The organism is Kitasatospora sp. NPDC057940, assembly GCF_042887425.1.
GTDB lineage: Bacteria > Actinomycetota > Actinomycetes > Streptomycetales > Streptomycetaceae > Kitasatospora.
On sequence record NZ_JBHVPH010000002.1, the window covers coordinates 490405 to 511222 of the forward strand.

A 20818-nucleotide genomic window follows, 5' to 3' on the forward strand; every position below is an offset into this window, starting at 1 on the left:
AACCCAGCATGTTCCCTGCTCCGATCCCCCGACCCGTCGCCAGCCGGAGGAGCGCCCTTGCACCCGCCTGAAACGACCGGATTCCCGGTGCCTCCCGAGGACCGCCGGCTGTCGCCGCACACCGGCTGGACGCGAGCCCATTGGGAGGCCGTCGCCGACCGCCTGCTGGACGCCCTGCTGCCCTTCACCCGCGAGCAGGGGGCCGCGGTGCGGCCACCCGGCGCGCCGAGCTGGTCCGGCCCGGACGTCGACGGGCTCGAGGGCTTCGCCCGCGCCTTCCTCCTCCTCGCCGTCCGACTCGCCGGCGCCGAGGGCGCGGACCCGGCCAACCGCACCGAGCGCTGGGCGCTGGGGCTGGCCGCGGGCACCCGCCGGGGCGGCCCCGAGGCCTGGCCGCAGATCACCGACTGCTCCCAGCAGATCGTGGAGGCGGCGTCCATCGCCGTCGGGCTGCACCTGTCCCGGCCCTGGCTCTGGGACCGGCTGGCCCCGGCGACGCAGGGCCGACTCGTCGACTGGCTCTCCCCGGTGGTCGGTTGCCGCACCCGCGACAACAACCACGTGCTCTTCCAGGTCGTCGTGGAGGAGTTCCTCGCGTCCCTGGGCGCCCTCGACGACCGCACCGGGATCGAGGCGGGGCTGGACCGCGTCGACGAGTGGTACCGGGGCGACGGCTGGTACCAGGACGGCCCGACCCGGCGCAGCGACTACCGCGACGACCGCGACGGCGCGGTCCGCCAGGGGGACCGGACGTACGAGGCCGGAGAACGCTTCGACTACTACAACGCCTGGGGCTTCCACCACTACACACTGCTCTGGAGCCGGATGGCCGGCTCCCGGGGCGTCGCACGCGCCACCGTCTACCGGCAACGCCTGCACGCGTTCCTCACCCAGTACGTCCACCTCTTCGGCGCCGACGGGGCGCCCGTGCACCACGGGCGCTCGCTCTCCTACCGGTTCGCCTGCCTCGCCCCGGTGTGGCTCGGAGCCCTGGAGGACGCGACGCCGCTGCCACCCGGGCTCACCCGCCGACTCGCGAGCACGACGCTGCGCCACTTCGTGCGCAACGGGGCGCCCGACGAGCGGGGGCTGCTGCCGCTGGGCTGGTACGGGGCGTTCCGGCCCTCGGCCCAGGCCTACAGCGGCCCCGGCTCGCCGTACGCCGCGAGCAAGGGATTCCTGGGCCTGCTGCTCCCTGCGGACCACCCCGTCTGGACGGCCCCCGAGGACGACCTGCCGGTCGAGCGGGCCGGCCACGCGACGGCGCTCCCGGTGCCCGGCTTCCTCGTCCAGGCCACCCGCGAGGACGGCCTGGTCCGGCTGCTCAACCACGGGAGCCACTACCTGACCCCACCGCCCGGTACGCGCCGCGACGATCCGCACTACGCGAAGCTCGCCTACTCCACGCGAACCGGCCCCGAGGTCGGCGCAGCCGCGGGGGAGCAGCGCCTCGACAACCACATCGCCCTCGTCTCGCCGAGCGGGCAGGTCTCCCGGCGCGAGCGCATCCACCGCGTCGCCGTCACCGACGGCTACGCCGCGTCCTGGCACCGGCCCCGGATGGACGACGACGAGCTTCCGGACGCCTGCCGCATCGACAGCGTGTCCATCGTGATCGGCGCCCGGGAGGTGCGGATCCACCGGGTGGCCGCCCCCGCCGGCTACACGGTCCGGGAAGGCGGCTACGCGCTCGCCGATCAGGACGCGCTCCGCGCCGACACCAGTGGCACCCGCGCCACCGTGCGACGCGGCGACGGGCTCGTCAGCGCCATCGCCGGACTGCACGGATGGACCGGAGCGCACGTCCGACACGGGTACGGCTCGAACGCCTTCGGACCGCGTTCGGCCGTACCGTACTGCTCGGCCGTCACCGCCACTACCGCCGTCCCCGGCGTCTCTATGGGCCCGACGGCGGCACCGCTGCGGGAATCGATCCACGTGTCCGTCGTCCTGCTCACCGCGAACGGCGCGGATCCCGCCCACGAGGTGCTCCCCCCGGGGCTCTCGGTGAGCGTCGACGGCCTCACCGTGCGCCTGGACCTCCAGGGCCGCGCGTCCTGGCTGGTCAGGCCCGGCACACCGCAACCGGTCGTCGGAGGTCCGCGTGTCGCCCGCCCCGCATGAGATCTTCACCTCGGGAGCGCCGCACTACGCCCGCTACCAGCCCCGCTACCCGCGGGGACTCTACGACCACCTCACCGAGAAGTTCGAGCTGAACGGGACCCAGACGGCCCTCGACCTCGGATGCGGACCCGGCACCCTGGCCCTCCCGCTGTCCCGGCTGGTCGCCCGCGTCATCGCCGTGGACCCGGAACCGGGCATGCTCGAAGCAGGCGCGACGATCGCCGAACGGCAGAACGTCGACAACATCCAGTGGAAGCGAGGAGACTCCTCGGACCTGCGCGCGCTGGGCATTCCTGCGCTGGACCTCTGCGTCATGGGCAGATCGTTCCACTGGATGTCCCGCGAGCAGGTGCTCACCGACCTCGACGGCCTCGTCAACCCCCAGGGCGGAGTGGTCCTCGTCGCCACGACCCCATCCGAAACGGAGTGGTCCCGTGCCGTGGACGGGGTACGGGAGCGCTACCGCACGCACCCCGGCGGCGGAGACGACGGCTCCCGCCCGGAACCGCAAGAGCCCAACCGTGAGATCCTCCGACGCTCCCCCTTCCCCCGCGTCACGGCCGAGTACTGGACGTACCGCATCGACCGCACCCTCGACGAGGTCATCGGCCTCCAGTTCTCGCACTCCTCCTTCACCCCCGCCCGGCTCGGCGCCCGCAAGGACGCCTTCGAACGGGACCTACGGACGGCGCTGGCCGACCTCGGCCCGAACGGCCGCTTCGAACAGACCGTCCGCACCGAGGCACTGACCGCGACGCGGCGGCACCGAGCCCCCCGCCCCGGCTAGTTGACGTGCGGAAACGGCCCCTCCGGGACCGGCACGCCGAGGAAGGGGGCGAGCCGTTCGTACCCCTCGCCCCCGACGACGTCCAGGACGAGCAGATCGTCCTCCCGACCCGCGAAGTACCCGGTCACTCCGGCGACATGCCGCCGGTGCACCCCGCGGAAGCGCTCCGCGTGGAACGCGTGGCAGCCGTACACCGCGGACCTCAGGAAGCGCTGCAGTTCGAGGTGGACCTCGCTCCGGACGGCCTCCTCCGGCAGGGGCCGGCCCCAGTGCGCCCGGCAGGACCGCAGCCAGCCCTCCTCCTCACGGACGGTCAGCACGAACTTGCTGCCCGGCCAGGCGAGGTCGAGATCCTGGTAGTACGGCACGACGGTGATGTCGGTGATGCCGTCGTGCGATTCGAGCAGCGGGAACCGCGCACTGCCGGCCAGTAGCGTCCGGTAGGTGGCCCGGTCGACCGGGTAGTGGACGACGTCGAACCCCAGGACGCCCAGGGCCGCGGTCAGGGAGCGCGTGCCCGTGCGCGTCAGACCGACGCCGAAGATCTTCGGCGGGCGCGGGAGGCCGTAGCCGCGCCCGGAGGGGACCGGCGGAGTTGAGGAATCGCTCACACAGGTACCCAACGACGCGGCATCCTCCGAGGTGCGGGGCACGGCGCCGCCCGCAATCGTGTCGTCGGGGCGTCGGCCTCGTTCTAGCGGGTGTGAACGATCCGTCCCGCCCCGCAGCCTCCTGCGCCGGCTTCCCGGGAGCCACCGTCTGGCTGACCGGCCTGCCCAGCGCCGGCAAGTCGACCATCGCGCAGGCCCTCGCCACCCAGCTGCGTGCCGAGGCCCGCCGGACCGAGGTGCTGGACGGGGACGAGATGCGCGGCCTGATCTCCGCCGACCTCGGATTCTCACGGGTCGACCGGGACACCAACGTCCAGCGGGTGGGCCTGGTGGCCGAGCTGCTCGCCCGCAACGGCGTCCTCACGCTGGTGCCCGTCATCGCCCCGTACGAGGACGCCCGCGACGCGGTGCGCAGGCGACACGAGAAGTCGGGGACCGCGTACCTGGAAGTCCACGTCGCGGCGCCCGTCGAGGTCTGCGCCCGGCGCGACGTCAAGGGCCTCTACGCGCGGCAGCGCGAGGGCCTTCTCACCGGCCTGACCGGTGTGGACGCGCCCTACGAGGAACCGAGCCGGCCGGACCTGAGGCTGGACACGGACCGGCAGAGCACCGCCGAGTCGGTCGTAGCCCTGCGCGCGCTCCTGACCGACCGGGGACTGTGCACACCGTGACGGCCACCGGGACTCCGGCCGACGGCCCGGGCGCGTCCACGCCGGCACCCTCCCAGCTCGACCTGCTGGAGTCGGACGCCGTACACATCATCCGAGAAGCGGTGGGCGAATCCGAGCGGCCCGTGCTGCTCTTCTCGGGCGGCAAGGACTCCAGCGTCCTGCTGCACCTCGCCCGCAAGGCCTTCAGCCCGGCGCCGCTGCCCTTCCCACTGCTCCACGTCGACACCGGCCACAACTTCCCGGAGGCCCTCGCCCACCGGGACCAGCTCGTCGCCGCCCACGGGCTGCGCCTGCACGTCGTCTCCGTCCAGGAGTTCATCGACGACGGGCGGCTGCGCGAGCGGCCCGACGGCACCCGCAACGTGCTGCAGACCGTTCCCCTGACGGCCGCGATCGACCAGCACGGCTTCGACGCGGTGCTCGGCGGCGCCCGCCGCGACGAGGACAGAGCCCGCGCCAAGGAACGGGTGTTCTCCATCCGCGACGGGTCCGGCGGCTGGGACCCCAGGCGCCAGCGCCCCGAACTCTGGCAGCTCTACAACGCCCGGTGCGGCCCCGGCGAACACGTCCGGGTCTTCCCGCTGTCCGACTGGACCGAGCTCGACGTCTGGCAGTACATCGCACGCGAGAACATCGACCTCCCCGCGCTCTACTACGCCCACCACCGGAAGGTGTTCGCCCGCCAGGGCATGTGGCTCACCCCCGGCGCCTGGGGCGGCCCGGAGGAGGGCGAGCAACTGGAGACCCGACGGGTGCGCTACCGCACGGTCGGCGACATGTCCTGCACCGGAGCCCTCGACTCGGACGCGACAACCCCCGCTCAAGTCATCGCCGAACTCGCGACCTGCCGCTCGACCGAGCGCGGCGCCACCCGCGCGGACGACCGGCTCTCCGAAGCGGCCATGGAGGACCGCAAACGAGAAGGCTACTTCTGACCATGCACAGCCCCAGCCATCCACTGCGACTGGCCACCGCAGGCTCCGTGGACGACGGCAAGTCCACCCTGATCGGACGGCTGCTCCACGACACCGGATCGGTGCCGGCCGACGAACTCGCCGCCATCGAACGCGCCTCGCTCCGCCGCGGCCTGCCCGAGCCCGACCTCGCCCTGCTCACCGACGGACTGCGGGCCGAACGCGAACAGGGCATCACCATCGACGTCGCCTACCGCTACTTCACCACCCGCCGGCGGTTCGTCCTCGCGGATACCCCCGGCCACGTGCAGTACACCCGCAACATGGTGACCGGAGCGTCCACCGCCGAAGTGGTGGTCATCCTCGTCGACGCCCGGAAGGCACTCGCCGAGCAGGCCCGCCGACACGCCGCGATCTCGGCGCTGCTCCGAGTACCGCGCATCCTCCTGGCCGTCAACAAGATGGACCTCGTGGACTGGTCCGAGTCCCGATTCGCCGCCGTCGTCGCAGAGTTCACCGACCACGCCGCGTCGCTCGGCGTCTGCGGGACGGCCGCCATCCCGCTGTCGGCCCTCACCGGGGACAACGTGGTGACCCCGTCGGCCAGGATGGACTGGTACCGGGGCCCCACACTCCTGTCCTGCCTGGAAACCGTCCAGACAGGTCCGGAACCGGGCCACGGACCGGCCCGCCTCCCGGTCCAATACGTCATCCGCACGGGCACGGCGGCCGACCGCCGGCACGCCTACGCCGGCCAGCTCCTCTCCGGCACCCTGCGGGTCGGTGACGCCGTCACCGTCCTGCCGGCGGGCCACCGGACCTCGATCTCGGCCATCGACCTCCTGGGAACCCCCGTCGACACCGCCACGGCGCCGCAGTCCGTCGCGATCAGCCTCGCGGACCAACTCCACGTCTCCCGAGGCGACCTCATCGCACCCACCGCCGCAGCACTCCCGACCCCCACCCGGAACATCCGGGCAACCGTCTGCCAACTGCACGACCGACCGCTGCGCACCGGCGACCGGATCCTCGTCAAGCACACCACCCGAACCGTCCGAGCGACGGTCGGCCCGATCAGTGCCCGCAGGGACGCGCTCAGCGGCGCCGTCCACGGCGAGTCAGGCAGGCTGGCCGTCAACGACATCGGAACCGTGCTGCTGCGAACCGCCGAAGCACTCGCACCCGACCCCTACGCCGAGTCCCGCCGAACCGGAGCCCTGCTGCTGATCGATCCAACCGACGGCGCCACCCTGGCCGCCGGCCTGGTCGAATGACAGCCGAGGCAGGCGGACCGATGCCACGGCAAGAAGGGCACCGTCCACCAGGCTCACCGGGACGGAACGGAAGATCAACCAGGGTCACTGGGACCGGTTTTGAACGCGGTAGTCCTGTGGACGACACGTCACGTCGACGATCGCTTGCCGAGGAGCGTCAACGCGGTGATCAAGGCGAGGGCGGCGAAGACGCCGGCTGCCCCGAACGCGGCATGCTGTCCGGTGGTGAGTGCGAGCGGTGTCGGACCACCGATCGCGGACGTGCGGGCGGCGGCGACGCTGGTGCAGACGGCAGCGCCGACGGCGGTACCGACGGCGAAGGAGGTGTCGGCGAGGCCGGCGGCCAGGCCTGAGTCCTTCTCGGTGACGCCGGTCAGCGCGGCGATCTGTGCGCATACCGTGACGGCGCCCATTCCCGCCCCGAACAGGAACAGGGCCGCCGGCAGAAGCCTCATCGGGCCACCGGCCGGTATGCGGGTGAGCAGCAGGCAGCCACAACCGAGCAGGACGGCCCCGGCGGCAGCCACCCGCCCCAGGCTGAGCCTGCGCACGATCCGTTGGCTGAGTAGTGCGCCTGCGGCCGCGGTGACGGTCATCATCGCGGCCGCCAGCCCGAACTGCGCCGCCGGCCAGCCGAGCACCTGCTGCGCGAAGGAGGTGAGGGTGACGAGCATGCCGTCGACGGTCATGCCGGCGATGAGCAGGAGGAGGTTGCCGCCGATCAGCATGCGCGAGCGCAGCGACCGGAAGGGAACGAGCGGGGCCGCCGATCGCTTCTCCATCAGGACGAACATCCAGACCAGCACGGCCACGGCGGCCAGTAGCCCGATGCTCTGTCCATTCGCCCACCCGGATGTCGGCACCCGGGTGATCACGTAGACGAGCAGAACGAGTGCCGGGGCGATGGTCAGCGCACCGGGGACATCGAAGGAACGGGGGCGTGTTCGGTCCCGGCTTTCGCGCAGCGTGGCGGGGGCGAGCACCAGCACGAGGGCCCCGACCGGGACGTTGACCCAGAACACCCACTGCCAGCCGAGGACATCGGTGATGATGCCGCCCAGGAGCAGACCGGCGGTGGCGCCGAACCCGCCGAGGCCGCCCCAGACACCGAGCGCCTTGTTCCGCTCGATCCCTTCGGGGAAGGTGTTCACGACCATCGACAACGCGGCCGGAGCGATGATCGCGGCCGAGACGCCCTGCACCGCGCGGGCGGCCACCAGGGTCTGGATGGACGGAGCGAGCCCGCACGCCAGCGAGGCCACGACCCGCAGCGCCATCCCGGCGATGAACACGCGCCGACGGCCCAGCAGATCCGCGGCGCGGCCGCACAACAGCAGCAGCCCGCTGAAGGCCAGCGCGTAGGCCGTCACGGTCCATTGGACGGCAGGGCCGTGCAGTCGGAGGTGGCCTTCGATCGCGGGCAGAGCGGCGAGCAGGCTGGTGCCGTCCAGGATCGTCATGAAGAACGCCGTGCCCAGCAGCGCCAGCACCTGCCAACGGTGAGCCTGCGAAAGGTTGCTGGTGGTCGTCACGGTTGCTGGATGCTTCGCAGCAGTTCGGCGGCGAGCGCGTCGAGCCACTTGCCGGTGCCCTGCTCCCGCCAGCTCGGTTCTTCGCGGCCGTCGAGGAAGGTGCTCTGCTCGGTGAGCAGCAGCCGGGTGCCACCGCCCTCGGGGAGGAACTCCACCGTCGTCAGCGACACCGTCGCGAGGTCCTGCCCCTCGGACAGGGTGGAGGTGTAGACGATCCGCTCGTCCTGGACGATGTCGCGGTACCAGGACTCGAAGGTCAGCACCGGCCCGCCGCCGGAGCGGCCGCGGTTGACCTCCCGCCCACCGACGCGGAAGTCGAGCTCGTGCTCGGCGTCGGGGCCGGCGAACCAGCGGGCCTTTGCTTCGGGGGCGGCCCACGCGGCGAACACCGTCGCCGGTGAGGCCGCGTAGAGGCGTTCGAGGGTGAACGTGGCATGCGTGACCAGGTGATCGGTCATTGTGTGCTCCCTTGATCCGGGCTGTCGCGGTGTTCGGTCAGGTAGTCGCCGAGGCGATCGAGGCGGTGTTCCCAGGCGGTGCGCTGCGCGGTGATCCAGTCCTCGGCCATTCGCAGCACAGTCGGCTCGATGTGGCAGGTGCGTACCCTGCCGGTCTTCTCGGACCGGACCAGTCCGCACGTCTCCAGTACCTGGAGGTGCTGCATCACCGCCGGCAGCGACATGTCCAGCGGCCGGGCCAGCTCACTGACCGAGGCGGGCCCGCGGATCAGCCGCTCGACGATGTCCCGGCGGGTCGCGTCCGCCAGCGCTTGGAACACCCGGTCCAACGAACCAGATTGGTTAGGCATGTGCCTAACTGTTCGATGCCGACGGCGAATAGTCAAGCATTTGGTTAACTTTCGCTCCGGTCCTCTGCGGCGCGCCGTCACGGTCACCGACCCGGCGGTCGCGGCCGCCCTCGCCTGCCACGCACGGGCCGTCCTCGGCCGCCGCGAATCCGGGGGCCGGCCCGCCTCAATTCAGTAGCTAGAACTACGTAGTTCATACTTGACAGTCCAGACTACCAACTTTAGCGTGGACGGCATGGAACAGAACGCCGCGAGCGCCACCGATTCGGCCGTCCGGGCGGCCCGCGACCTGCGGGTCCTCCTCAACCGTCTGCGCCGACGCCTCAAGGAGAGCGAGGACTCGCACGGGCTCACCCCGTCGCAGACCTCGGTCTTCAGCCGGCTCGCGGACGGACCGGCGACGGTCGGTGATCTGGCCGCCGCCGAGCGGGTCCGTTCACAGTCGATGACCAACACGATCGCCGCGCTCGCCGAACGCGGCCTGATCGAGCGCCGGCCGGATCCTTCGGACGGCCGCCGCCAGGTCATCTCGCTGAGCCCGCAAGGGCTGGAGCAGCTGAAGGGCAGCCGGCACACCCGGGAGGAGTGGCTGGCCGGCGCGCTCCAGGAGCGCTACACCGCCGCCGAGCGCCGGTCCATCATCGAGGCGCTCACCCTGCTGGAACGACTGGTCGAGTGACACCTCGCCCCCTGACGTCCGTTCAGCGCGTCCCGGAGCGAACCGATTCCGGCCGGTGGCCTGGCCGATAGCCCGGCCCGGCCCCGGGCCCGGCTGCGGCCGACGAGAACGAATCAAGGAGGACGAACGACCATGAGCCGTGCCGCGAAACTCAAGGAACTCATCCTGTCCCGCGAACTGCTGGTGATGCCAGGGGCCTTCGACCCGGTCAGCGCCAAACTCGCCGAGCAGGCCGGCTTCACCGCCCTCCAGTGCACGGGCGCGGGCATCTGCGGAGTCCACCTCGGGCGCCCGGACTACTCCATGGTCTCCATGGACGACATGGCCGCCTGCACCGCACGCATCGTGGACGCCGTCTCCGTCCCGGTCATGGGCGACGGCGACACCGGCTTCGGCAACGCGGTCAACACCCACTACACGGTCCGGGCGTTCGAGCGCGCCGGTGCCGCGGGCGTCAACCTGGAGGACCAGGTGGTGCCCAAGCGGTGCGGGCACCTGGACGGCAAACAGCTCGTCGATCTCGACGAGGCCACCGCCAAGATCCGGGCAGCCGCCGACGCCCGCCACGACCCCGACTTCGTCATCAACGCCCGCACCGACGCACTGGCCCCGGAGGGCATGGCGGGAGTGATCCGGCGCGGCAACGCCTACCTGGCGGCCGGCGCCACCATGGTCTTCGTCGAGGGCGTCACCAGCCGCGAGGAGATCCGCGCGGCGGTCCGCGGCATCCGCGGGCCCGTGGCCGTCAACGTGATCGAGGGCGGCAAGTCCCCACAGCGCCTCACCTTCACCGAGCTGCAGGAGCTGGGCGTCGCCCGGGTCAGCCTGCCCGCCGTGCTCCTGCTGGCCGCCATGGGCGGCATGCGCACCGCACTGCGGCGGATCCGCGAGGACGACGGCACCGCCGACCTCGGCGACCTGCTCGTCCCCTTCCGCGAGGCCCACGACCTGATGGGCATGCGCGAGGTGGAGGAACTGGAGGAGCGCTACCTGCGCCCCCTGGCCGGCACGGCGCCCACCACCGCCCGACGATGACCCCTGCCTCGCCCACCCGCACCTCCCGCCACCGAAGGAGGACCGCACCATGACCACCGAAACCCACACCCACACCGCCACCCACACCGCCACCGACGACACCGACACCGCCACTGACCGCCGCCGGTCCGTCATCGCCAAGATCTGGGACCAGCACGTCGTCGTCGAACTCGACGACGACACCTGCCTGCTGCACATCGACCGGATCCTCCTGCACGACCGCAGCGGCGGGCTCGCCCTGCGCGCCGTACGCGACGAGGGGCGGCAACTGTTCGACCGCTCCCTGGTCTTCGGCACCATGGACCACGTCGTCGACACCCGCCCCGGCCGCACCGACGCCACCCCCGTGCCCGGCGGCGCGATGTACATCGACGCCTTCCGCGCGGAAGCCCGCCACCAGGGGGTGACCCTGTTCGACATCGGCGACCCGCGCCAAGGCATCTCCCACGTCGTCTTCCCCGAACAGGGCATCGCCCTACCCGGCACCACCATGATCTGCGCCGACAGCCACACCCCCACCCTCGGCGGTATCGGCGCCCTCGCCTGGGGCGTAGGCGTCACCGAGTGCGAACACGCCCTGGCCACCCAGACCCTCGCGGTCCGCCGCCCCGCAGCGATGCTCGCCCGATTCGAGGGGACACCGGGCGAACACGTCACCGCCAAGGACCTCGTCCTGGCCCTGATCGCGAGCATCGGCGCGGGCGGCGCGGCGGGCCACGCCGTCGAGTTCGCCGGCCCCGCGATCAGCGCCCTCTCCATCGAGGCTCGCATGACGCTGTGCAACATGGCCGTGGAGGCAGGCGCCCGCACCGGCATCGTCGCACCCGACGACAAGCTCCTCGCCTACCTCAGGGGCCGCCCCCACGCACCCGCCGGACCGGCCTGGGACCAGGCCGCCCGCGCCTGGCTCGACCTGCGCAGCGACCCCGCGGCCCGCTACGACCGGACCACCACCCTCCAGGTCGACGGCCTCGGCCCCCAGGTCACCTGGGGCACCAGCCCGCAGCACGCCACCGGAATCGACAAGACCGTCCCCCACCCCGACGAACTGGCCGACCCCCAGGCCGCCCGCCGCGCCCTGGACTACATGGACCTGCGACCCGGCACCGCGCTCACCTCCGTCGCCATCGACGCGGCCTACCTCGGCTCGTGCACCAACGCGCGGCTCGACGACCTGCGCGCCGCCGCCGCCGTCCTGCGCGGCCACCGGGTCGCCGAAGGGGTCACCGCCATCTGCGTGCCCGGCTCCACCGCGGTGCGCCGCGCCGCCGAAGCCGAAGGCCTGGACCGGGTGTTCACCGACGCGGGCTTCCAGTGGCGCGAATCCGGCTGCGGCCTGTGCTTCCACGCCGGCGGCGACCGCTTCCCCGACGGCGCCCGCGTCATCAGCTCCACCAACCGCAACTTCGAGAACCGCCAGGGCCCCGGCGTGCGCACCCACCTCGCCGGCCCCGCGACCGTCGCCGCCTCCGCGCTCGCCGGCCGCCTCGCCGACCCCCGGGAGCGGTGACCACCGTGCAGCCCTTCCACACGCTGACCGGCATCGCGGCACCCCTGCTGCGCGCCGACATCGACACCGACGCCATCGCACCCTCCCGGTTCCGCCCCGCGACGCTGTCCAAGTACGGCTACGAGGCAGCCCTGTTCGCCGGCCTGCGCTTCGACGAGGACGGCGCACCGCGCCCCGGCTTCGTCCTCGACCAGACCCCCTACCGCGACGCCGTCATCCTGGTCACCGGCCCGAACTTCGGCTGCGGCAGCTCGCGCGAGACCGCGGTCTGGGCCCTGCGGGACTTCGGCATCCGCGCCGTCATCGCCCCCTCCTTCGGCTCGATCTTCGAGACCAACTGCCTGCGCAACGGCCTGCTCCCACTGTCCCTGCCGCCCGCCAAGCACCGGCAACTCGTCGAGGCGGCCTTCGCCCCCGCGGCGAGCGCGCGCCTGCGCATCGACCTGGACACCTGCCGACTCACCACCGCAACCGGCCCCCAGCCCACCTTCACCACCGGTTTCACCATCGACGAACGCTCCCGCCAACAGCTCCTCAACGGCCTGGACCCCATCGGCGAGACCCTCCTCCTGCGCGAGACGATCACCCGCTTCCGCACCCGGGACCGCCGCCACCGCCCTTGGAACTACCCGGCCCCTCCGCCCCGCCCGCAGGCGGGCCGGTGCCCGGCCGACTGATCCCAAGGGCCCGGCAGCGGCGGGGCAGTACGGCGGCCGGTCGTGACGCCTGCGGGCGGGTTCTCCTGATCGCCGCCAGCCGACGCCCCCACACGGCGGCGATCCCCCGACCGACTACCCTTTACCGACCCAGGCCTGACGGTCCAGGAACTCGATCAGTCGCGTTTCCGAACGAAGAAGCCGTTCCCGTTGCTCCTGGGGAAGAGAAGCGAGTGCGTCGGCCAGCACTTGCTTCCGTGGAACGTGCACCACGTTGCCGGAGTAGATCCTGCAACCAGAACACCAGGCGAATCCGACACAGCGCTCGAACATGGAGGACTCGGGCGGATGGAAGCGGTACTGGTACGCGCGGACCGGCGCTCCGCAGGCTGCGCAGATCCGGCGTTCGTCGTCGAAAGCGGCCCACCCGGTGATGACCTTGCGCCAGTGCTGCCGCCCGGCGGGTGCTCTTCAAGTCGTCATGCCGAGCATTCTCTCTCGCCGTGAGCCGCCCAGCACAGGTCTCAGGCGAGCTCGGACCGGCGACGGACCGTAACGGCCTCACGAGCCACTTCACGAAATCGGCGCCTGAGCCCCTGATCTGACCCCGCTTTTCCGAGGTGAGATCCAGACCTCGTCGCAACGCAAGCCCCAAAGGTGTCGCAACGACCGCTGGAACCCAAGACCTGCTCGGCGCGGTGGACGCTCTCGTGCGCGCCCCCTGGGCGCTCCTGCACGCCGTCTACCGCGTGGCGTGGAGGTGCGCGAGGATGGGCGGCCGACCGTGTCCGGCACACGACCGAAGGGGAAGTGACGATGGGTGAGCACGAGAAGCCGCCGCCGGATCCTCAGAAGGGCACACCGCCTCCCAACAACGCCGACGGCGAGGTCCCCCCGGCTCCGCCGTCCGACGGCAAGCACCGTAAGTAAGAACGGTGGCTGACGAGGACTTGGCCGGGCGCCGGGCGCGCCTGGACGCGGAGATGGAGCGGTGCGGGGCGTGGCCGGCCGCTTCGCCGTGGCTGCGTGGCGCCTTCACCGCGCTGCCGCGCGACGCGTTCGCGCCGGACCGGCTGTGGCGGTGGGACAACCGGGCCTACGTGCCGCTCGACCGCTCGGCGGATCCGGGCGGCTGGGCGGCCGAGTTGTACTCCGGGATCTACTCCGCGGCGGTCACCCAGCTCGACGGCGGCCGGCCGTCCTCGTCGCTGTCCGCGCCCTCGGTGGTGGCGGACATGCTGGACAGCCTCAGGGTGGAGCCGGGGCACCGGGTGTGGGACGTCGGCACCGGCCAGGGCTGGACGGCGGCGCTGGCCGCCTGGCGGGCCGGGCCGGGCCTGGTCGTGACCACCGAGGTGGACGGGCACCTGGCCGGGTTCGCGCGTGCCCGGCTCGCGGCCGCCGGACTCGACGCCGAGGTCACCCTGGGCAACGGCACCCGCAGCGGCCCGCCCGGCGGCGGCCCCGTCGACCGTCTCCACGCGACCTACGCCGTGGAGATCGTCCCCTGGTCCTGGGTGGCGGCGGTACGGCCGGGCGGACGGATCGTCTATCCCTGGGGGCGGCTGGGCCACGTCGCCCTGACCGTCGCCGACGACGGACGGTCCGCCACAGGATGGGTCCAGGGCCTGGCCCAGTTCATGGGCGACCGGGACGGCCCGGCGCAGCCGAGCACCGGCAGCGCCGCCTTCGCGCAGGTGCGTGGCAATACCGAGCCCGAGACCCGCCAGGCGCTGGACCGTGACTCGCAACTGCTCGACGACTGGGACCTGCGGTTCGCCCTGCGGGTGGCCGTCCCGGACGCTGTGGTGCTCACCGCCCGGGACGACGACGGCCTCAACGCCTGGATCCACGACGGCACCCGGTCGTGGGCCACGGTGACCGCGCGCGGCGACGGTGAGGCACCGCTGCTCCTCCAAGGCGGACCGCGCCGCATCGGGGACGAGGTGGTCGCCGCCTGGACCCGGTGGGAGGAACTCGGCCGACCGGACCGCTATGACTACGGGATCACCGTCACCCCTGAGGAACAGTGGGCGTGGCAGGGCGGCCCGGACGGCCCCCGCTGGCCCATCGCGTAGGCAGCCCCGGCCGGACACTGACCGGGGAAGCGCGGTGGGGACGCCGTCGCAGCGCCCCGAGGGCCTACTCGGTGACGGCGCGTTCGGCGCCCCCGGGCGGCGGCATCCGTTCCCCTGACAGGGCTGCGGCGGCCGTCCTCAACCACGGTTGAGGAAGACCCTCAGGCTCCGTGCTCCCGGACCGCCGCGATACCCGCCCGTACCTCTTCGAGTAGCGCTTCCAGGCCCTGCGCCCGCTGCCATTCCTCGGCCGAGTGATGCCACGTGTGCTGCGTCGCCGGGGCTTCGGGCGGACCGGCGACGACCTCGACGGTCCGCCTCCCCTTCCGGTCGGGGCCCGTGACCCGCAGGTCCATGTTCCGGATGTGGAAGCGCTTCGGAGCGCTGCCGAAGACCTCCAGGATCCGGCCGTCGAACGTGTAGAACTCTCTGCCTGCCCTGGCGGTGCTCTCCTCGGTCATGGCGCGACGCTACAGGCGGGGACGCGCGGCTGCCAGGCCTCCGTCCGCAGGCAAGTCCGCCACCGCTCCCGCTGCCGGACGGGCCCGGCGGCGGAGGTAGAGGACCGGGGCCGGGTGCGAGACCCGTGGACAGTCCAAAGGAATTGGGCCTCTCCTGCCCCGGCCATGGTTCGGCGCGTGCCGAAGTCTCCCGCACCTAGCGTTGGCCACATGACGATCTCCAACCCATCCGTCCTCTCCCCCCGTGTCACCGCGTACGCCTACGCCCGTGCGGCGCTCGACCAGCCGCTGCTGGTCCCCGAACCTGTCGCCGACGCGGCGGACGCGCCCGCAGGCTCACTGGCCTGGCTGCGCGCCACTGTCGCCCGCTTCACCGCCGACGCCCAGACGCACGCCCGTCGGCGCTCGCACGTGGCGGAGGAGATTGCGCGCCTGGCCCCGCGCGAACTGCGCCAGGCGGCTGCCGGCTCTGCGGTCGGCGCGGACGACCGGCACACTGTCGTACGCATCCTGGCCGAGGAACTGGGTCTGCCGAGTACGGACGCAGTGGCCGACGCAGTCATCACTGCGTCCGCCGGATACTTCGGCAGCGACCTGACGCCTGCCCAGGGGAAGATTGCCGACGAAGCCGTCGCGTCGCTGCTCGCCCGGACCGTCCAGGAGGACGGCATGGAGGACCTGGAGACCGCCGCGCAGCGGATCGGGCTGTTGGTGCAGGCGTGCGATGCGACCGCCCGACTGGTCGAGCACGCCCGCCGGGCCGCGCCGGACGGGCTCCCGCCGGGTGGCGCGGACGCCCTCCTCGCCGAGGTGCTGCGGCAGGACCCGCCGGTGACCGCGCTGCGCCGACGAGCGCTGGCCGACGTCCGCGTAGGCGCGCTGGACCTCCGGGCCGGGGAGGTGGCGCTGATCGATGTCACCGCCGTAAAGCCGGTCGCCCCCGCCGACGGCGACCAGTCCGATCCGGACATCGGCGCACACGCCGATCCGGTCCTTCTCGCCTTCGGCGCGGGGCCGCACCGGTGTCCGGGCCAAGCTCAGGCGGTGGCGCTCGCCGCTGGGCTGCTGGAGCGGGACGACCCGGCCGGGCAGATCACGAAGGCGGTCGCACGGGTGCTGGACCTCGCCGCGACCTGGACCGCCTGGAACGGGCGACCGCTGACACTGGACGGCCGCGTCTACACTCCGCACAAGGCGATCCGCCGGGTCGCTGACCATATGGTGGACCACCTCGCCGAGTTGGAGGCCCGCCTGGCCGGCCAGGAGCCGCAGCCGGACCACTGGCACGCATCGGTGACCACCACGCCCGCAGACCTCGTGCCGTTCACCACGGAGGACCTCGACGAGGCGCGCAGCCGCCTGGTCCGGCTCGGCAGGATCTGGGACGACCGCCTCAGGACGCTGAGCGACGCGCAGTTGGACCGCTCGCCCGGCCCGGGCTGGTCCTTCCGACTACTCGCCGCGCACGTCGCCGGCTCGCTGGACTACTACGCCGGGGCCGTCGGCTCTCTTGGCGCCGCCGCCGACCCCGAGGACCAGTCATGAGCACTGTCGGTGCTTCCCTCGCCATCGCCTTCCGCGAACTGCACCACCGCCCCAGCGCACCGTTGTTGCTGCCGAACGCCTGGGACCACGCTTCCGCAGCCGCGCTGGCCGCGGCCGGCTTCCCCGCCGTCGGCACCACCAGCCTGGGCGTCGCCGCCGCGGCCGGGCTGCCGGACGGGGCCGGCCTGACCCGTGCCGAGACGCTGCGGCTCGCGCGCCGGATCGGTGGCGGGCCCTTCCTGCTCTCCGTCGACATCGAGGGCGGCTTCAGCGACGACCCGGCCGAGGTCGCCGACCTCGCGGTGGAACTCGCCGAGGCGGGCGCGGTCGGTGTCAACCTGGAGGACGGCCGCGCCGACGGCGCTCTCACCCCGCCGCGCCTGCACGCGGCGAAGATCACCACGGTCAAGTCAGCCGTGCCCTCGCTCTTCGTCAACGCCCGCACCGACACCCATTGGCTGGGCGGGGGACGCGACGCGGAGACGGCGTCCCGCTTGGCGGCTTACCAGGACGCGGGCGCAGACGGCGTCTTCGTGCCGGGTCTGACCGATCCGGCGTCCATCGCCGCGGCGGTGGACGCGACCGCGTTGCCGCTCAACGTCCTCGCCACACCGGACGGGCCATCACTCACCCGCCTGGCCGAACTCGGCGTGCGCCGGGTCAGTCTCGGCTCACTGCTGTTCCGACTCGCCCTCGGTGCGGCCGTGAACACCGCCGCCAGCCTGCGCGCGAACGGCGTGCTCCCACCGACGTCATCGGTTCCGGGCTATGCCGCAGTACAGGCCCTGGCCTCGCCCGGGAGCTGAGGACCCGACTGGCACCCAGGCGCATCGCTCTCGCCGCTTGCGCCGCACCAGACACGTGGAGTTACGACGCTCTGTCATCGCTGGGGAGACCTGTGCCGGTGCTGCCGTCATGGCTGGCCGACCCGCTCCGATACCGATTCGCTGCGCTGCTGGGTTGCCGGGCCCAGTGACGGGTCCCGGCCGCTCCAGGCCGGCCGGGCCGAAGTGGCCGGTTCCCGGGGGCCGTTCCGGCCCGGCGGCTCGGGCCGGCAACGCGGCCGCGGGGTGCCGGGGGCCGCGGGGAGGGCCCCGCCGGGGTGACGGCCACGGCCTGCTCTATCGTTCCCGTACGGATCGGGTGGGACGGGTAGGACGGGTGGGCGGCCGTGGGCCGGGGGAGGGGCGTGCGGTGTCGGGGCGTTCGGGCCGGACGGTCACGGTGTTGGGCGGCGGGGTGGCCGGGCTGACGGCGGCCATGGAGCTGGCGGAGCGCGGCTTCGAGGTGACCGTGGTGGAGCCCTCCGGGTGGGGCGGGAAGGCCCGTAGCGCCTCGGTTCCCGGGACGGGTACCGGCGGGCGGCTCGACCTGCCCAGCGAGCACGGGTTCCGGTTCTTCCCCGGCTTCTACCGGAGCCTGCCGGACACGATGCGGCGGATCCCCCTCTCGGGCTCGCCCTCGGGCGTGGAGGGCAACCTGCGGGAGGCACCGCAGATGCTGTCCGCCCGGTCGGGGAGGATCGGGGAGACGGTCTCGGACGTGTCTCTGGCCGCCGGTCCGAGGACGCCCCTGCAGATCCTGCGGGCCCGGGGCATGAAGCTGGGCGCCGGGAGAGAGTTGAACGAGGAACTGCTGTACTTCGCCAACCGGCTGCTCGTCTACATGACCAGCAGCGAGCAGCGGCGGCTGGGGCAGTGGGAGCAGATGTCGTGGTGGGACTTCACCGCCGCCGACGGTGCCTCCGAGGAGTACCGGAAGGTGTGCGTCGTCGGGGCGACCCGTACGGTCGTGGCGGCCAGGGCGGAGGTGTGCAGCGCGCACACCGTCGGGGGGTTCCTGGAGGCCTTCGGCTACGGCTTCCTCGGCCGGGGCGAGGCCCAGGCCGCCGACCGGGTCCTGAACGCCCCGACCAGCACCGCCTGGATCGACCCGTGGGTGCGGCACCTGGAGCGGCTGGGGGTGCGGCTCGAACTCGGTTGGCAGGTGGAGCGCCTGACGGTGCGGGGCCGCGCCGTCGTCGGCGCCGTCCTGCGCGGCCCGGGCGGCCGGCGGCGGGAGGCGGCCGCCGACTGGTACGTGTGTGCGCTCCCGGTCGACCGGATCGGGACGCTGCTGGAGCGCGGCCTGGCCGAGGCGGACCCGGAGCTGAAGAAGACGGCGGACCTGCGCACCGACTGGATGGTCGGCCTGCAGTTCTACCTCACCGAGCCCACCCCGATCACCCGCGGCCACGTCATCTACCAGGACTCCCCGTGGGCCCTGACCTCCATCAGCCAGGCGCAGTTCTGGGACACCGACTTCCGCGCCACCTACGGCGACGGCACGGTGGCCGACTGCCTTTCGGTCGACATCTCCGCCTGGGACACCCCCGGCATCCTCTACGGCAAGCCGGCCCGCGACTGCACCCGGGCCGAGGTCGTCGCCGAGGTCTGGGCCCAGCTCGCCGACGCCCTCGACGACGGCCGCCGCCGGACCCTCCACGACGGCCTGCTCCACTCCTGGCACCTGGACCCTGCCGTCAAGAACCTCGACGGCCCCGGTCCCGCCACCAACGACGAGGCCCTGCTGATCAACACCACCGGCTCCTGGGCGCTGCGCCCGCGGGCTCGGACGGCCGCGGTCAACCTGTTCATGGCCGGGGACTTCGTCCGCTGCCCGGTGAACCTGGCCACCATGGAGGGCGCGAACCAGAGCGGGCGGGCGGCGGCGAACGCGCTGCTGGAGGCCGCCGGGCACGGCGCCGAGCCGGCCGTGGTCCACGCCCTCTACGAGCCGGGGGAACTGCGGCGCCTGAAGGAGGTGGACGCCGCGCTCTACCGCCAGGGCCGTGCGCACATCCTCGACACCCCGGCGCCCTGGTCCTCCCGCGCCGGGGGCGACCGGTTCAGTAGGACCGGGTGACGATCAGTTCGCAGAGCGCGTCGAGGTCGGCGACGGCGCCGGGCACCGCGCCGGGGCCGTCGGCGAGGCTCCGCAGCCGGCGTCGGGCGCCGTCCGCGTGCTCGGCGGCGCGCTCCGCCGTCCAGCGCCGGCCGCCGGCCTCCTCCACCAGCCGGGCCAGCTCCGCCTCCCCGACCCGGCCGGGGCCGGCCGGCTGGGCGTAGCGGCGGGCCAGTTCGTCGCCCGCCGCGGTGTCCGAGGCCATCGCGGCGACCACCGGCACCGAGAGCTTGCGGGCCCGCAGGTCCGCGAAGACCGGTTTGCCCGTGACCGCTTCGTCGCCCCAGATCCCCAGCAGGTCGTCCACCAGCTGGAACGCCATGCCCAGATCGTGTCCGAACGCGGCCAGGGTCTCGACCTGCTCCGGCCCGCCGCCGCCGTGGAGGGCGCCCAGCCGACAGGCACAGGAGATCAGCGACGCCGTCTTGCCCGACACCATCTCCAGGCACTCGGACAGCTCGATACGGGGCTCTGCCTCGAACAGCACGTCCAGGCTCTCACCCACCGCGAGCTGGATGAGCGTGTCCAGCAGAGCCGCCGACGCCTCACCGGCGACGGCTTCGCCGTCGGGGCCTGCGAGCACTTCGAACGCCAGCATCAGCAGCGCGTCGGCCGACCTGGTCGCCGCGCCCGGCCCGAACACCTCCCAGGCGGAGGCCCGGTGGCGGCGGAGCGCGTCGCCGTCCAGGACGTCGTCGTACAGCAGCGACAGGTTGTGCACCATCTCCACCGCCACGGCGGCGGGCACCGCCCGCTCGGGGTCTCCTCCCACCGCCCGGGCGCAGGTCAGTGCCAGGGCCGCTCGGACGTTCTTGCCGCCGTGCCGCCGGTGGGGGGATCCGTCGCGGGTCCATCCGAACTGGTAGGCCGCGACTTGCCCGACCGCGCCGTCCAACTGCCCTACCCAGCGCCGCAGGTGCGCGTCACAGGCGGCAGCCGCGTCCTTGAGGACCGATTCGGCCCGCGCACGATCCGACAACACCCACCCCTGCCTCCCCGGTCCGGCCGCCGCCCCACACCCTTGCGGCACCCGGGCGAGCGTACGCGACCGCGCCTCCCGACGGTCCGGCGGGCCCGTCCCGGATCGCCCGGAGTCCGGTCATCAGCTAAGCCGGTGATCACTCGGTCGGGTGAGATACGGCGGCACTTGTCCGCCCAGGTGACGACCGCGCGTCGGCACCCCTGATGAG

Annotated in this window: 19 protein-coding genes; 13 read left to right on the top strand and 6 right to left on the bottom strand. The window is 72.8% G+C overall.

All coding sequences use genetic code 11. The features are described 5' to 3' along the window. The first annotated feature begins 57 nt into the window (after nt 1-57). Entirely contained in the window at nt 58-2124 is a 2067-nt protein-coding gene (locus tag ACFVTF_RS05650) for a DUF2264 domain-containing protein (RefSeq protein ID WP_387809418.1), read from the top strand. After that, nucleotides 2105-2911, top strand: coding sequence for a class I SAM-dependent methyltransferase (locus tag ACFVTF_RS05655; protein ID WP_387809421.1), 807 nt, complete (start codon nt 2105-2107; stop codon nt 2909-2911). The genes ACFVTF_RS05650 and ACFVTF_RS05655 overlap by 20 nt, the downstream gene beginning before the upstream one ends. Here the strand turns inward: ACFVTF_RS05655 and ACFVTF_RS05660 are convergent. Then, nucleotides 2908-3522, bottom strand: a complete 615-nt coding sequence (locus tag ACFVTF_RS05660; protein ID WP_387809424.1) for a sulfotransferase family protein — start codon at nt 3520-3522, stop codon at nt 2908-2910. The genes ACFVTF_RS05655 and ACFVTF_RS05660 overlap by 4 nt on opposite strands. A gap of 92 nt (nt 3523-3614) precedes the next feature. Here ACFVTF_RS05660 and cysC point away from each other — a divergent pair, with 92 nt between their 5' ends. From cysC to ACFVTF_RS05675, 3 genes are read left to right on the top strand one after another with little or no spacing between them, the layout of a single operon-like run. Beyond that, on the top strand, nt 3615-4193 hold the full coding sequence (gene cysC, locus ACFVTF_RS05665; protein ID WP_387809426.1) for an adenylyl-sulfate kinase: 579 nt from the start codon (nt 3615-3617) through the stop codon (nt 4191-4193). Then, a complete protein-coding gene (cysD, locus tag ACFVTF_RS05670) occupies nt 4190-5128 on the top strand; it encodes a sulfate adenylyltransferase subunit CysD (protein ID WP_387809429.1) in 939 nt (312 codons plus the stop codon). Before cysC ends, cysD begins: the two co-directional genes overlap by 4 nt. 2 nt (nt 5129-5130) lie before the next feature. After that, nucleotides 5131-6381 carry a sulfate adenylyltransferase subunit 1 gene (locus ACFVTF_RS05675; RefSeq protein ID WP_387809432.1) on the top strand — a complete coding sequence of 417 codons (1251 nt, stop codon included), beginning with the start codon at nt 5131-5133 and terminating at the stop codon, nt 6379-6381. A 128-nt stretch (nt 6382-6509) separates the two neighbouring features. On the opposite strand, the gene ACFVTF_RS05680 is transcribed toward ACFVTF_RS05675, so the two are convergent. The 3 genes from ACFVTF_RS05680 to ACFVTF_RS05690 all read right to left on the bottom strand — a co-directional run bounded on the left by ACFVTF_RS05680 (nt 6510) and on the right by ACFVTF_RS05690 (nt 8721). After that, entirely contained in the window at nt 6510-7841 is a 1332-nt protein-coding gene (locus tag ACFVTF_RS05680; RefSeq protein ID WP_387809604.1) for an MFS transporter, read from the bottom strand. 68 nt (nt 7842-7909) lie between these two features. Continuing rightward, nucleotides 7910-8371 carry an SRPBCC family protein gene (locus tag ACFVTF_RS05685; protein WP_387809435.1) on the bottom strand — a complete coding sequence of 154 codons (462 nt, stop codon included), beginning with the start codon at nt 8369-8371 and terminating at the stop codon, nt 7910-7912. Beyond that, entirely contained in the window at nt 8368-8721 is a 354-nt protein-coding gene (locus ACFVTF_RS05690) for an ArsR/SmtB family transcription factor (protein WP_387809438.1), read from the bottom strand. The genes ACFVTF_RS05685 and ACFVTF_RS05690 overlap by 4 nt, the downstream gene beginning before the upstream one ends. Nucleotides 8722-8956: 235 nt before the next feature. On the opposite strand from ACFVTF_RS05690, the gene ACFVTF_RS05695 reads away from it, so the two are divergent. The 5 genes from ACFVTF_RS05695 to ACFVTF_RS05715 all read left to right on the top strand — a co-directional run bounded on the left by ACFVTF_RS05695 (nt 8957) and on the right by ACFVTF_RS05715 (nt 14679). After that, the gene (locus ACFVTF_RS05695; protein ID WP_331742915.1) at nt 8957-9400 is read left to right on the top strand and encodes a MarR family transcriptional regulator; all 444 of its coding nucleotides are present in this window, start codon (nt 8957-8959) and stop codon (nt 9398-9400) included. 132 nt (nt 9401-9532) lie between these two features. Next, nucleotides 9533-10435: an oxaloacetate decarboxylase gene (locus ACFVTF_RS05700; protein WP_387809441.1), complete on the top strand. Its 903-nt coding sequence runs from the start codon at nt 9533-9535 to the stop codon at nt 10433-10435. Between the two features lie 49 nt (nt 10436-10484). After that, nucleotides 10485-11945 carry a 3-isopropylmalate dehydratase large subunit gene (locus ACFVTF_RS05705; protein WP_387809444.1) on the top strand — a complete coding sequence of 487 codons (1461 nt, stop codon included), beginning with the start codon at nt 10485-10487 and terminating at the stop codon, nt 11943-11945. After that, on the top strand, nt 11942-12622 hold the full coding sequence (gene leuD / locus ACFVTF_RS05710; protein ID WP_387809447.1) for a 3-isopropylmalate dehydratase small subunit: 681 nt from the start codon (nt 11942-11944) through the stop codon (nt 12620-12622). Before ACFVTF_RS05705 ends, leuD begins: the two co-directional genes overlap by 4 nt. A gap of 914 nt (nt 12623-13536) precedes the next feature. Then, nucleotides 13537-14679, top strand: coding sequence for a protein-L-isoaspartate O-methyltransferase (locus ACFVTF_RS05715; RefSeq protein WP_387809449.1), 1143 nt, complete (start codon nt 13537-13539; stop codon nt 14677-14679). A gap of 161 nt (nt 14680-14840) precedes the next feature. Here the strand turns inward: ACFVTF_RS05715 and ACFVTF_RS05720 are convergent, their stop codons facing one another. Further along, nucleotides 14841-15140: a hypothetical protein gene (locus tag ACFVTF_RS05720; RefSeq protein WP_387809452.1), complete on the bottom strand. Its 300-nt coding sequence runs from the start codon at nt 15138-15140 to the stop codon at nt 14841-14843. 210 nt (nt 15141-15350) lie between these two features. Here ACFVTF_RS05720 and ACFVTF_RS05725 point away from each other — a divergent pair, with 210 nt between their 5' ends. The 3 genes from ACFVTF_RS05725 to ACFVTF_RS05735 all read left to right on the top strand — a co-directional run bounded on the left by ACFVTF_RS05725 (nt 15351) and on the right by ACFVTF_RS05735 (nt 19589). Further along, nucleotides 15351-16685: a hypothetical protein gene (locus tag ACFVTF_RS05725; protein WP_387809455.1), complete on the top strand. Its 1335-nt coding sequence runs from the start codon at nt 15351-15353 to the stop codon at nt 16683-16685. Beyond that, nucleotides 16682-17491 carry an isocitrate lyase/phosphoenolpyruvate mutase family protein gene (locus ACFVTF_RS05730; RefSeq protein WP_387809458.1) on the top strand — a complete coding sequence of 270 codons (810 nt, stop codon included), beginning with the start codon at nt 16682-16684 and terminating at the stop codon, nt 17489-17491. The genes ACFVTF_RS05725 and ACFVTF_RS05730 overlap by 4 nt, the downstream gene beginning before the upstream one ends. 388 nt (nt 17492-17879) lie before the next feature. After that, nucleotides 17880-19589, top strand: a complete 1710-nt coding sequence (locus ACFVTF_RS05735; protein ID WP_387809461.1) for an FAD-dependent oxidoreductase — start codon at nt 17880-17882, stop codon at nt 19587-19589. Here the strand turns inward: ACFVTF_RS05735 and ACFVTF_RS05740 are convergent. Beyond that, a complete protein-coding gene (locus ACFVTF_RS05740; RefSeq protein WP_387809464.1) occupies nt 19573-20607 on the bottom strand; it encodes a polyprenyl synthetase family protein in 1035 nt (344 codons plus the stop codon). The genes ACFVTF_RS05735 and ACFVTF_RS05740 overlap by 17 nt on opposite strands. Nucleotides 20608-20818 lie beyond the last annotated feature (211 nt).